Origin of the sequence: Chryseobacterium cucumeris, from assembly GCF_001593385.1 — a bacterium.
Lineage (GTDB): Bacteria > Bacteroidota > Bacteroidia > Flavobacteriales > Weeksellaceae > Chryseobacterium > Chryseobacterium cucumeris.
This window is the reverse complement of record NZ_LUVZ01000012.1, coordinates 641,113-653,534: the sequence shown is the minus strand read 5'-3', so window position 1 is coordinate 653,534 and position 12,422 is coordinate 641,113. Positions and strand designations below refer to the sequence as shown.

Genomic DNA, 12,422 nt, shown 5'->3' with positions numbered 1-12,422 from the left:
TTCAGATTAGAATTTGAAGTGTGAGAAAGCCTTGTTAGCTTCCGCCATTTTGTGAGTATCAGATTTCTTTTTGAAAGCAGCACCTTCTTCTCTTGAAGCAGCTACAACTTCGTTAGCTAATTTCAAAGCCATAGACTTATCATTTCTAGCTTTAGAATACTTGATTAACCATTTCATTGCCATAGAAATCTTTCTATCAGCTCTGATTGGCATAGGGATCTGGAAGTTAGCTCCACCTACTCTTCTAGAACGTACTTCTACGTGAGGCATTACATTTGTAAGTGCATCTTTCCAGATTTCAAGTGCAGTTTTTTCGTTATCTCCTTTTTTAGTTTCTACGATATCTAATGCATCATAGAAAATTTTGAATGCGATTGACTTCTTACCGTCAAGCATTAAGTTGTTTACGAATCTCGTTACCAATTGATCATTAAATTTCGGATCTGGTAACAACGGTCTTTTTTTCGCTTTTGTCTTTCTCATTGCTTTTGTACCTTATTTAATGATTATTTTTTCTTTCCTTTTGCAGGAGCAGCAGCTGCTTGTCCTGGTTTAGGTCTCTTAGCTCCGTACTTAGATCTTCTCTGTGTTCTTCCATTTACACCAGCTGTGTCTAATGCACCTCTTACGATGTGGTAACGTACTCCCGGTAGGTCTTTCACCCTTCCGCCTCTAACCAATACTATCGAGTGCTCCTGAAGATTGTGTCCTTCGCCCGGGATATAGGCGTTAACTTCTTTACCGTTAGAAAGTCTCACCCTTGCAACTTTTCTAAGTGCAGAGTTTGGTTTCTTAGGTGTAGTTGTATATACTCTCGTACATACACCACGTCTTTGTGGACAAGAATCTAGGGCAGCCGATTTGCTCTTCTTGGCAAGCGTGGCTCTTCCTTTTCTTACTAATTGTTGAATAGTAGGCATTTAATTGCTTTTTATTTTAGGGTGCAAAAATAGTAATATTTTTTTAATCTACAAATACTTATATAAAAATTAAAATCAAATACTTACATCCGAAATGAAACACATTTCATGAGTATCATTATAGAAGTACAATATACATGCGGAAAACAAGCAGGAAAAAAATAGATTTTACAGTATAAAAAATGAGTATTAAATAATTATGAAATCTATCGTTTCCTAGTTTTCAATATTTTTTTTCTTTAAAATAGATTCCGGAAATCGGATCCGATGTATTTAAAAATCTTCCTACACTTATGATGGTTGAACCCTTCAATTTTAATTCTATATAAGATAGTTTTGAATCCATTCAATCATGGTATCATGCTGAAGATGCAGGAGAACCAATAAATAAAAAACACCGGAAAAAATAAGATATGAAGATTTTATCGGGTTAGTATTGAATGATATACCTTCAGCATCATTTGTTTTTAACAGCGATGTAAAAACAACGAATAATAATGTGGAGTAAATATAATTCCATCTCATCCAGTCTATTCCAAGATAATATAAAGGAGCAACCCAAATAATGCAGATCATATTACAGAAAAGGTAATTATATAATGATTCTTTTTTAAACAGATAAATATAGAGACCCATTTGAAATATCATAACAAGGAGCTCAATAGCATGAACCAGAAACGATAATTTATACTGAATAACATAGTTAAAATCAAAATAATATTCCAGATCAAAAATATTCTCTTCCTGAAAAACCACTCCTCTGCTTTTCAGGATCGACAAACTTTCACCTTCGTTCACATTTCCACCCCAAAAGTATATAATACCAATACTGGTAAACGCTGCGGCTGTTATAGACAGGAAGTATTTAATATTAATTTTCTGCCATTTAGAATAATTAATCCATAATAAAAAGGGAAAGAAAAAAAATCCGGCCTCGTGTATGAAAAGAAAAATGATATAAAAAATCCATAATAGCGCATCATTAAGCTTAGATTTTTTTGAAAAAGAATACCACAGCATTATAAGAATCAATATGATTTCTCTTCTCCCGGCATTTCTCACAGTCAATGCAGGAAATAAAAGAATATAAGGTGAGGCCATGATGCTCATATAAAAAAGATCAACCTTATATTTTTTCAGGTATAAAAACGTCCCGTACAGAATTCCCGACAACCCCACGATCTGAAGAATAAAGATCTGAAATTGTAATTTCAATCCCGTCATATCCTGTATATAAAAAAATACATCTCCCAAAAGACCTCTTCTTTTGAAACCGCCATCTGTATAATTGATCAGCCAGTCAGAAATTGTCCAGGCAGAAAATGGTTCTTCAGCTTTCAGATATAATGCGATAAAAACACCAATATAAATCAGTACAATTCCAATACTGAAATATTTCACCAGCGATCTTTCTTTATTTTCAGGGATATTAATAAGGGTATCAAAAAGCATAATAGTCTATAATTTCTGAGGTCTGTTTTAGATAAACACAATATTAATACTTCCAAACTATATTTAAAAACTTTCTTATAGTTATGATCTATTAATAATCAGTGGAGTTCGGCACGATATTTCGTAAATTTGGGATATACAAATGATAAACAAATCAGTCATCATAAAAAAGCTTCATACTCTACTGAACCGAAGTGGTGATTGTATCACATTTTAAAAATAAATATATACATATGAAAAACGCAAGTATTATCGGTCTTAAAGAAGCCGATTGTAAAAACATCTCAGAAAAATTAAATGTACTATTAGCTAACTATTCAGTATTCTACCAGAACACAAGAGGTTCTCACTGGAATATTAAAGGTGATCAGTTTTTCACCCTTCACCCAAAGTTTGAGGAATTATACAATAGCCTGGTCTTAAAGATTGATGAGATTGCAGAAAGAATCCTTACGTTAGGAGCTACACCTGCACATAACTATTCAGATTACTTAAAGGTAGCAACCATTAAGGAAAGCAAAGAAGTAACTGATGGTACCAAAAGTGTTGAGCAAATTCTAAGTTCATTCAAAGTAGTAATTGACCTGCAGAGAGAACTTTTAGATATCACAGATAAAGCAGGAGACGAAGGTACAAATTCGCAGATGAGCGACTATATCACCGAGCAGGAGAAAGAAGTTTGGATGTACAATTCTTATCTTGGAAAATAACTCCATCCATAAGCATGGAAATATTTCAAAAAAATCGCCTTACATTTAGGCGATTTTATTTTTTATTTTTATATTTGCGTTAAAATTACACATATTATGAGCGACGTCAGATTAAACTCTATCCTTGATAATGATTTCTATAAAATAACCATGCAGAATGCTGTGGTAAAGCTATTCCCGAGTTCTATCGTAAAATACGAATTTATCAACAGGGGAAAACACCACTTTCCGGAAGGGTTTGACGCTGCTTTAAGAGAAGCTGTCAATAAAATGGCTGAACTTAAACTTACAAAAGATGAAAAAAAGTTCATGGCAAGAACATGTCCTTATATAGATTTGCCCTATCTTGATTTTTTAGAAGGTTATCACTATGATCCTTCTGAAGTAAAAATCCATCAGGAAGGAGGTGATCTTTCTGTCATTGTTGAAGGGCTTTGGTACAGAACGATTCTTTGGGAAGTTCCACTGCTGGCATTGATCAGTGAACTGCATTACGAGATGAACCACATGGAAAGAGATTCCAACGATGTGGTGATGAGCAAAACAATCGAAAAGGCTGACTCCTTGGGTAGACTTGGAGTAACGTTTGCAGAATTCGGAACGAGAAGAAGACACTCTTACAAGGTACAGAATCTTGTAATGGAAGCTTTAACCCAGAAAAAAGAATCTACATTTATCGGAAGTTCCAACGTTCATTTTGCCATGAAATATGGAGTAAAACCTATCGGAACGCATGCTCACGAGTGGTTTATGTTCCACGCAGCTGAATATGGATTCAAGATGGCCAATGAATTGGCGCTGGAACACTGGGTAGATGTTTACAGGGGAGATCTTGGAGTAGCTTTATCTGATACTTATACCACAGATGTATTTTTCCAGCAGTTCGACAAAAAATTTGCAAAGCTTTTCGATGGCGTTCGTCATGACAGTGGAGATGCTCTGGAATTTGCAGATAAAACCATTGCCCACTATCAAAGAAATGGGATCAATCCTATGTTTAAATATATTATTTTTTCAGATGCATTAAATCTTGAAAAAGTAGAGGAAATTACCAATTATTGCAGAGGAAAAATTGGTATCTCATTCGGAATCGGCACCAACCTTACCAATGATGTGGGATTGAAGCCCATGAATATTGTAATGAAACTTATTGGTGTACAGGCCCCCAATAAAGAATGGATTCCTACAGTAAAACTTTCCGATGAGCATGGTAAATATACCGGAGATCCAAAGATGATCGAACTGGCGAAAGAATTTTTAAGAATAAAAAATTAGTAACCTCATCAGAACAATTAGATATAAGCCTCGAAATCATCGAGGTTTTTTTGTTTCATAGTGACATTTGAAATTCAGTTTTCGGAAATCTGTGAGGATTTATTATATTTATCAAAATAAAAACAAGATGAAATCAAGAATACTACTACTTGCAGGTCTCTTTCTTTCAGCATTTTCTTTTGCTCAGGAAAAGAAAGCAGAAAAATCTAAATATAATCAGGTATTGGCCACTTCTTTAGGAGCTGACAAATATGGGATGAAACCTTATACGATTGTTATGCTGACAACAGGTACTACTAAAATTGAAGACAAAGCTAAAATGGGTGAACTTATGAAAGGGCATATGTCTAATATCGGTAAACTGGCCAATGAAGGCAAAATTGTTGTTGCCGGACCTTTTCTTGAAAAGAATAAGGAAAACTACCGCGGTATGTTTATTTTCAACACCAAATCTACGGAAGAAGCCGAGCAGTGGGTAAAAACAGATCCTGCAGTTCAGGCTGGTGTATTCAGCTATGAAATTTTCCCTTGGTATGGTTCTGCAGCGCTGCCTTTGTATCTTAAACATCATGATGAAATTGCAAAAGAAAATCCTTAATAAATAAGAAATCCCTCAGTTGAGGGATTTTTTTTAATCGAAACAGATAAATGGTTTTCTTGGTGGATAACAGCAATAAGGGTTGCTGCAGAATGTGTACCCTGCCGGACATCCCCCATCTACAGGTGCTTCACAGGCTAATGCTGCACCTCCTAAAACAGTCTTTAACTCTTTTCTGTTTAAGCTTTTTAAATTTTTCATGATTAATTTAGTTTAATTTGATTTCCTACTCTTGAAGATTTTCGGATTCCTCTTTATTATTTCTCTTTACCTGGAAATAAATATACAATTTATTTTTTAATCCTACATTTAAATAATTATCCGCAAACATTTGAGAAATAAAAAGAGACTGTCTGGTGTGACAGTCTCTTTTTACAGTTATAATTTTAAATTAAAAAATATCGCTACCTATTGTATAACCACTAGTACCATTTATTTTTTTAACTGCATTGTTATTAAATCTATATTTATTATAAATACCAATATTTGGAATATATCTTAAAGTATTACCTTCTCTCATATAAATCTTATTGGTATAATTATCCTGTTTGAGATCATTATCAGGTGTTAAATCTGCTCCACGTTCCACTGTAGATAAATTGCTTGGGCTCACAGTAGCGATTTCACCACTGGTAATATTAAATAATCCATAAAGTGTCATAGGGCTTTGGATATATCTCAGTTTGTTTTCAAACATAAAAAAGATCTGGTTGGTCGCAGGATTTCTAACAAAATTACCATTGACAAGGTTTGCCGTATTGGTATAATCTAATTTCACCTGATTATCGATTAAATATTGATCGATGTAAGCTTTCAATTGAGCTTTCTTTACTGGATCTTTAATAAATTCATAAAGAGGTATCAAACCATTGCTTCCAAATTCTACCAATACCGCATTCGTTGGTGTTGAACTGTTCTGCCAGCTGGAAATATTAATTTTAGGATTCGCCTGATCAAGGTTTAACTCTCCTACCAAACTCTTAGACGGATCTCCTCCTCTTGTTTTAAAGGATAGTTTTCTTGAAAAGTTTTTATTGGATTCTGAAGTATCTACGTCATTATCAACATTGGCATCAAAAATACTTTTTACACCTACTTTAACCCCTACTCTGGCAGCTTTTTCACGGCTTTGATTCGTTGTTTCGGATTGAAACATTACATCTAGCTTAGCACCGGTATAAATATCTACCGCAACATGGGTTCCATAATCGTTTACAATCTGTGCAGGGCTGTTGTTCTGTAGATCACTGGAAAACTCCGGAGTCAAATAATCTGATAGTAAAGCAGGGGTAGCATTAAATCTGAATCTTCTTTGTTTAATTAAAAGGTTATAGCTTCCATAAATATATTTAGCATCAAATTTATTGGTCGTCGTGTTGCTCACAGAAGAACTAAAAGTAACCGAAATGAGCTTTTTAAATAAAGAGAATCCTGCTGTTGCTCCTACTTTCGTAGATACCATTTTTGAATACGCTTCTGCATTTTCACCATATTCTTCAAGATATTCCTGAGAAAAGACATTATCAGTAATCAATCTTCCGGCCTGTTCGTTTTTGAACTTTTCAAGATCAATTACCTGATATCCTGAGGAGTTCGAATTTGCATATTCTCCTGTTGCGTTATAACCATATCCTAAGATATCATAAGCGCCATCACCAGCAAATTTAGCAAAATTTCTCCCTGAGCTTTTTTTTGAGTTTTCATTTTGGTTAGAATTTTCAAATTCTTCAGTAGAGCAAGATGTTAAAAACAGCAAAACAATACTGGTAAAAAAGAAACTTAGTTTTTTCATATTTTTATTTTAAGTGCACAAACTTAATTCTTTGCATTCAAAACCAGAATGACATAAATCATGAATAAGGGAATTAATAAACAATTAACAATAGAAACCAACAATAATTTATATCTCTTGATATAGAAATAAGCACATCATTTAAAACACAATCTGTTTTATTTCAAATGATTACCTATGAAATAAAATGAAAAATTCAAAACATATTACTTTTATCAATGAATTAATTTAATTATTTTAGCTAATCAGCAACTCAACTCACTCTATTAATGTTGAGCGGGTTACAACAAACCAATACCATAATTAAAAATTAAACTCATGAAAAAATTAAGCATCACAAAACTTTCGAGAACAGAACTGAAAGATGTATTTGGAGGAACCCTGTATCCGGCAGAATGTCCGGGCGGATGCCATGGTGAAGGCATGATCAGATGTCCTGACGGCACTACCACTATGACCAATTTTATATGCATGGGAGGAACCTGCCAACCGGCTGCCATGTGCAAGCCACTGATTCTTGAACCTTTTCCAGATCCGATTATCATCACCGATCCGGTTATCATCACCCCATAATCTGAATGAACAATATATAAAGTGAGCTTTCCGGCTCACTTTTTTAGTATCTTTAAATAACAAAAAACTATCATGAAAACCATTGAGGATGTTCTGAAAAAACTGGATGAAATTATTATCTGGTGTAAAGAAAACAAGAGTCCGGCAGGATATTTTGCCTGTACCTACAGAATCATGACCGCACAGGTTCTGAAAGGAATTCAGCAGAAAAAATTTGAAGATAATCCCAGAATGACATTGCTTGATATTGCGTTTGCACAAAGATATCTTCAGGCGTGGGAAAGCTACAGTAAAAATGAAAGATGCACCAACTCATGGTACATCGCTTTTGAAGCTGCTAAAAACAGGAATCTTTTGATATTACAGCATATATTTCTTGGGATGAATGCACACATCAATCTGGATCTGGGTATTTCTGCAGCCACCATAATGCTTTACCGGAAAATAAACCCCTTGAAAAAGGATTTTGAGAACATTAATACTGTCATTGCTTCCATTAATCAGAACGTACAGGATTCTTTAAACAAAATATGTTATCCTGTGGATCTTGTGGACAAACTTTCTAATGGAAAAGATAATGCTGTCCTTGACTTTGCCATATCCAAAGCAAGAGATACTTCCTGGGCAACAGCAGTTATCGCTTCCAACACTCCAAATTTCCTAAGAGAATCTGTGATCGGTATTGTTGATTACGCAGCCGCTAAAGTTGCCACCCAAATTCTGAATCCGAAGATCCTCACTCCTGCTCTTTTAAAAGAATTAAAAAAATGTGAAAGCAGTGATGTGGTAAAAAATATTGAGATTTTAGAATCTACAAAAAATTCCTAATAAAAAGGCCGGGATCTTCCTCACGGATCCCGGCCTCATAATGAACAAAATAAAAGAAACTATATTGCTTCCTTATGCTTTTTACGGTAGGCATAATGGAAAATGATAGGTAGAATTGTAAATGACAGCAGCATACAGACGATCAATCCACCTACAATCATAATGGCTAAAGGCTTCTGAATTTCTGATCCCATTCCGTTTGACATAGCTGCCGGAAGAAGTCCCATAGATCCCATCAGGGCAATCATCACCACCGGACGTATTCTGCTTTTCACTCCCTGAGCTATGGATTCTTTGAGTGACATTCTGTTTTGCAGATTTTCTTTCATCACTCCAATGAGTACGATACCGTCTATGGTAGCGACTCCAAAAAGGATAATGAAACCGATTCCCGCTGAAATTCCGAAGATGGTTCCCGTAAACCAAAGGGATAAGAATCCTCCGATAAATGCAAATGCGAGTGTAATGGATGAAATCAGCGTATCTTTTATATTTCCGAAATTAAAGTACAACAGCATCAGAATAAGAACTAAAGAAATCGGTACTACCATAGCCAGCTGTTTTGCGGCTCTTTCTTTACTTTCAAATTCTCCGGCCCACGTCATTTTATGCTTTTTCGGAAGCTTCACTTCTTGATCTACTTTCGCTTTGGCTTCTTTAATGGTACTTCCCAGATCGCGTCCTTCAATATTAAATCCGACTCCGATATATCTGCTGTTTCCTTCACGGTAAATAAATGATGGTCCGGTATGATAATCAATGGTTGCAATTTCTTTCAGCGGAACTTTTTTATTGTCCTGAGTCGGGATCAAAATATTTCCCATTTTTTCAGGCGTATCTCTGTAATCTTTTTCAAACCTGAGCATTACGTCAAACATTCTCTCCTGTTCATAAAACTTGGTAGCGGCCTGCCCTCCGATGGTCATTTCGATAACGGCCTGTGCATCTGCTGTGGAGACACCATATTTTGCCATTTTGGAATCGTGAAGCTGTATTCTCAATTCCGGAAGTCCGATATTTTTGAAAACATTCACATCCGATATTCCCGGAACTGTTCTGATCGAATTAGCTACTTTATTGGCGTAATTTTCCAGCTCAAATAAGTCATTTCCAAAAATTTTAATGACCAACGGAGCTTTTACTCCTGCTACATATTCTTCCACGTTATCCTGTATAGGCTGGCTGAATCCAAAATTGATACCCGGAAATTTCTCAAGGGAAATTCTCATTTCTTCAAGAAGTTCTTCTTTGGATATTTTTTTCTTCCATTCATTTTCTGGCTTCAGCTGAATATTAAATTCAATATTAAAGAACCCGGTGGGATCGGTTCCATCATTAGGACGACCTGTCTGGGTCATGACAAATTTTACTTCATCATACTTCATGAGAATCTCCTTCATCTCTTTAGTTAACCTTACAGATTCATCCAGATTGACACTGTTGGGAAGGGTCGCTCTTACATAAATTGCACCTTCATTCAGTTTGGGCAAAAACTCAGATCCATAATTGGAAAATCTCCATCCACACATGGCAAGCAAAGCAACGAAACCAACAATGAATCCTTTTTTGTGGCGGTCACTGAACTCGTAGATTCTGTAGATATTAACTCTGAAGAATTTTGAAATAAAGTTTTCTTTCTCTTCAATATTTTTTGTCAATAGCAGTTTACACATTGCCGGAACGTAGGTCAAACTTAAAATCAATGATCCTAATAATGCATACCCAAGAGTAAATGCTAATGGTGAGAACATTTTTCCTTCAACTTTCTGGAAAGAGAAAATCGGCATCAGCGCAACGATCAGAATCAACAGGGCAAAGAAAATATAACTTGCTACACTTCCTGCGCTTTTCTTGATGATCCCCAGTTTTGAAATTTTGTTAAATCTCCGCAGTCCAATCTTTTTCGCTTTAAGTTCAAGGGCGACAAAGACGTGTTCGACAATAACCAGAGTTCCTTCCAAAAGCAGCCCAAAGTCCAGTGCTCCCATGGAAATCAGGTTGGCCGGGAGACCCTGAATTTTCAACATAATAATAGCAAACAGGAAAGCCAGAGGAATAACTGATGCTACAATAAAGGTAGTTCTCCAGTTGTAAAGGAAAATGAATACAATAATGGAAACGAGAATAACTCCTTCAATGAGGTTTTTGGACACAGTATGAACCGTTGTATTTACAAGTTCTGTACGGTCAATGATGGGAACAATCTGAACATCACCTGGCAATTCTCCCCCATTCAGTTCTTCTATTCTGTCTTTCAGTCTTGCAATGACTTCACTTGGGTTTTCCCCTCGAAGCATGATCACAATTCCTTCTACAACATCATTGTCTTTGTTGTATCCTACCTGCCCTAATCTAGGTTTTGCAGAAACTTTTACTTCCGCTACGTGTTTCACCAAAATAGGGGTAGAACCTTTGACCTCGATCTGAATATTCTCAATATCTTCTTTTTTCTCCAAAAGACCGATCCCCCGCACTACATAAGCCTGATCACCTTTTGCCACTACATCTCCTCCTACATTGATATTACTCTTCGAAACCGCTTCATACACATCCAGGGGGGAAAGGTCGTAATTGTGTAATTCCGTAGGATTAATTTTTATTTCATAGGTTTTTTCTTCTCCACCAAAGCTTACCACATCTGCCACACCAGGGACGGCAAGCAATTCTCTTTCCACTACCCAATCCTGAATAGCGGTTACTTCTTTGATCGGCAGTTTACTCTTGATAATATATCTGTAAATTTCACCGGTAGCTCCTGAAGGAGGCTCAATACTATATTCTGCTCCGGTAGGCAGCTCTACATTTCCCAGTTTATTGGAAGCATATTGCTGGGCATAAAAATCATTCACATGATCATCAAAAATAACCGTCACCACAGATAGTCCAAACAAGGAAATTGAACGCACCGAAGTTTTGTTCGGGATGGCATTCATTTCCTTTGAAATGGGTAATGTGACAAATTTTTCTATTTCCTCAGCACTTCTCCCCGGCCATTGGGTAATAACTCGTACCCTTGTATTGGTAACATCCGGAAATGCTTCAATAGGTGTATGCATATAGGAATAGATTCCTCCGGCCAGCAAAAGAAAAGTTCCCAAAAGAACAATCAGTGAGTTTTTTAATGAGAAGGAAACTATATTCTGTACAAATTTTCGCATTACTTCGTGGAATTATTTAATTGGTTTTTCAGGTTCTCATAAATCAATAGTCCGTTGGAAGCAATGACGTTTTCACCTGGTTTTAAATTTCCTTCTACATAAATATACTGGCTGTTGGAAGCAATCTCTGTTACGGGTCTGATCTCCAGTTCACAGTCTTTCTTGTAAACCACTACATAGCTTTGGTTATTATCAAAGATTAAAGCCTTTGCTGGAATAGCCAGTGCGCTTTTGTTTTGTGAATTAACTGGCAATACAACATCTGCAGACATTCCCGGTCTCAGCTTCATTCCATTATTATCCATGATGATCTTGGCTTTGAGTACCCTTTCGTTTTCATTGAAAACCTGGGAAATCGTATTGATCTTTCCGGAGAAACTGTCATCAGGATAAGCAAGCGTTTTCACCACTACCGGCTGATCCACATACACATGCCTCATGTTGGTAGCATACACATTGGCCATTACCCATACCTTATCCAGATTGGAAATGGTAAACAGTTGATCTCCTCCCGCAGTAACAGGCATTCCTTTGGAAATATTCTTTGAAATCACATATCCATCTGCCGGAGCTTTTATCTGAATCGTGCTTCCTCCTGCCGAATAGAGCTGCATATTTTTCTGTGTTTTAGAAATATTGGATTGCAAGATGGCTACTTCGGAACGTGCTTCCTGCAAATCCTTCTGAGAGGCAATGTCATCTTTATACATGGCTTCTACAGAAGACAACTTTCTTTTCGCAACGGCCAGCTGAGCCTGTAAAGTTTGAGTATCATCCTGCATTTCATTCACAGCTGTACTCTTTACGCTTGCCAACGTTTGTCCTTTTTTTACATAATCACCAAGTGAGAAATAGGTATCCATCACGACTCCGTCTACAAGACTTACAAAAGGAACCGTTTTATCAGAATTGCTTTCCACTTCCCCGGTAAGCGTAATACTTTCTTCTATGGGAAGCAGTTCTGCTTTGGCCAGTTTAATATCTTTTTTAAGTTCTTTGCTGATGCAATAACTTTTTTCAGCTTCTTTATTTTCCTGTTTTCCGGCACAGCCTGTAAAAATGATGAGGGCAGACAGGTAAGCTGCAGCGGTGTATTTAGTAATATTTTTGTTCATA

At 36.2% G+C, this 12,422-nt stretch carries 12 protein-coding genes; 5 read left to right on the top strand and 7 right to left on the bottom strand.

What is annotated here, in order from left to right; translation table 11 throughout:
- Nucleotides 1–6: 6 nt before the first annotated feature.
- The 3 genes from rpsG to A1704_RS11810 all read right to left on the bottom strand — a co-directional run bounded on the left by rpsG (nt 7) and on the right by A1704_RS11810 (nt 2,372).
- Nucleotides 7–483: a 30S ribosomal protein S7 gene (rpsG, locus tag A1704_RS11820; RefSeq protein ID WP_062673583.1), complete on the bottom strand. Its 477-nt coding sequence runs from the start codon at nt 481–483 to the stop codon at nt 7–9.
- A 23-nt stretch (nt 484–506) separates the two neighbouring features.
- Nucleotides 507–920, bottom strand: a complete 414-nt coding sequence (rpsL, locus tag A1704_RS11815; RefSeq protein WP_002983146.1) for a 30S ribosomal protein S12 — start codon at nt 918–920, stop codon at nt 507–509.
- 321 nt (nt 921–1,241) lie between these two features.
- A complete protein-coding gene (locus A1704_RS11810) occupies nt 1,242–2,372 on the bottom strand; it encodes a hypothetical protein (protein ID WP_062673580.1) in 1,131 nt (376 codons plus the stop codon).
- A 233-nt stretch (nt 2,373–2,605) separates the two neighbouring features.
- On the opposite strand from A1704_RS11810, the gene A1704_RS11805 reads away from it, so the two are divergent.
- The 3 genes from A1704_RS11805 to A1704_RS11795 all read left to right on the top strand — a co-directional run bounded on the left by A1704_RS11805 (nt 2,606) and on the right by A1704_RS11795 (nt 4,955).
- Nucleotides 2,606–3,082 (top strand): Dps family protein, encoded by a 477-nt coding sequence (locus tag A1704_RS11805; RefSeq protein ID WP_062673577.1) that lies wholly within the window; start codon nt 2,606–2,608, stop codon nt 3,080–3,082.
- A gap of 96 nt (nt 3,083–3,178) precedes the next feature.
- The gene (gene pncB / locus A1704_RS11800; RefSeq protein ID WP_062673575.1) at nt 3,179–4,357 is read left to right on the top strand and encodes a nicotinate phosphoribosyltransferase; all 1,179 of its coding nucleotides are present in this window, start codon (nt 3,179–3,181) and stop codon (nt 4,355–4,357) included.
- A gap of 127 nt (nt 4,358–4,484) precedes the next feature.
- On the top strand, nt 4,485–4,955 hold the full coding sequence (locus A1704_RS11795; RefSeq protein WP_062673573.1) for a YciI family protein: 471 nt from the start codon (nt 4,485–4,487) through the stop codon (nt 4,953–4,955).
- Nucleotides 4,956–4,988: 33 nt separating this feature from the next.
- Here A1704_RS11795 and A1704_RS24470 read toward each other — a convergent pair whose 3' ends face one another.
- A complete protein-coding gene (locus tag A1704_RS24470) occupies nt 4,989–5,156 on the bottom strand; it encodes a bacteriocin-like protein (RefSeq protein ID WP_157885768.1) in 168 nt (55 codons plus the stop codon).
- A 190-nt stretch (nt 5,157–5,346) separates the two neighbouring features.
- Complete coding sequence (locus tag A1704_RS11790; RefSeq protein ID WP_062673572.1) at nt 5,347–6,747, bottom strand: MAC/perforin domain-containing protein; 1,401 nt, start codon at nt 6,745–6,747, stop codon at nt 5,347–5,349.
- A gap of 318 nt (nt 6,748–7,065) precedes the next feature.
- Between A1704_RS11790 and A1704_RS11785 the strand changes: the two genes are divergently transcribed.
- Nucleotides 7,066–7,320, top strand: a complete 255-nt coding sequence (locus A1704_RS11785; RefSeq protein ID WP_062673570.1) for a hypothetical protein — start codon at nt 7,066–7,068, stop codon at nt 7,318–7,320.
- A gap of 72 nt (nt 7,321–7,392) precedes the next feature.
- On the top strand, nt 7,393–8,148 hold the full coding sequence (locus tag A1704_RS11780; protein WP_062673568.1) for a DUF5995 family protein: 756 nt from the start codon (nt 7,393–7,395) through the stop codon (nt 8,146–8,148).
- Between the two features lie 59 nt (nt 8,149–8,207).
- Here A1704_RS11780 and A1704_RS11775 read toward each other — a convergent pair whose 3' ends face one another.
- Nucleotides 8,208–11,306 (bottom strand): efflux RND transporter permease subunit, encoded by a 3,099-nt coding sequence (locus tag A1704_RS11775; RefSeq protein WP_062673566.1) that lies wholly within the window; start codon nt 11,304–11,306, stop codon nt 8,208–8,210.
- Nucleotides 11,306–12,421: an efflux RND transporter periplasmic adaptor subunit gene (locus A1704_RS11770; RefSeq protein ID WP_062673564.1), complete on the bottom strand. Its 1,116-nt coding sequence runs from the start codon at nt 12,419–12,421 to the stop codon at nt 11,306–11,308. Before A1704_RS11770 ends, A1704_RS11775 begins: the two co-directional genes overlap by 1 nt.
- Between the last annotated feature and the right edge of the window lies 1 nt (nt 12,422).

What these genes read in the sequence shown, in the direction of transcription:
- A1704_RS24470 (WP_157885768.1), bottom strand. Translation starts at nt 5,156, where the DNA reads ATGAAAAATTTAAAAAGCTTAAACAGAAAAGAGTTAAAGACTGTTTTA.
- A1704_RS11785 (WP_062673570.1), top strand. Translation starts at nt 7,066, where the DNA reads ATGAAAAAATTAAGCATCACAAAACTTTCGAGAACAGAACTGAAAGAT.
- A1704_RS11795 (WP_062673573.1), top strand. Translation starts at nt 4,485, where the DNA reads ATGAAATCAAGAATACTACTACTTGCAGGTCTCTTTCTTTCAGCATTT.
- A1704_RS11790 (WP_062673572.1), bottom strand. Translation starts at nt 6,747, where the DNA reads ATGAAAAAACTAAGTTTCTTTTTTACCAGTATTGTTTTGCTGTTTTTA.
- rpsG (WP_062673583.1), bottom strand. Translation starts at nt 483, where the DNA reads ATGAGAAAGACAAAAGCGAAAAAAAGACCGTTGTTACCAGATCCGAAA.
- pncB (WP_062673575.1), top strand. Translation starts at nt 3,179, where the DNA reads ATGAGCGACGTCAGATTAAACTCTATCCTTGATAATGATTTCTATAAA.
- rpsL (WP_002983146.1), bottom strand. Translation starts at nt 920, where the DNA reads ATGCCTACTATTCAACAATTAGTAAGAAAAGGAAGAGCCACGCTTGCC.
- A1704_RS11770 (WP_062673564.1), bottom strand. Translation starts at nt 12,421, where the DNA reads ATGAACAAAAATATTACTAAATACACCGCTGCAGCTTACCTGTCTGCC.
- A1704_RS11775 (WP_062673566.1), bottom strand. Translation starts at nt 11,306, where the DNA reads ATGCGAAAATTTGTACAGAATATAGTTTCCTTCTCATTAAAAAACTCA.
- A1704_RS11805 (WP_062673577.1), top strand. Translation starts at nt 2,606, where the DNA reads ATGAAAAACGCAAGTATTATCGGTCTTAAAGAAGCCGATTGTAAAAAC.
- A1704_RS11810 (WP_062673580.1), bottom strand. Translation starts at nt 2,372, where the DNA reads ATGCTTTTTGATACCCTTATTAATATCCCTGAAAATAAAGAAAGATCG.
- A1704_RS11780 (WP_062673568.1), top strand. Translation starts at nt 7,393, where the DNA reads ATGAAAACCATTGAGGATGTTCTGAAAAAACTGGATGAAATTATTATC.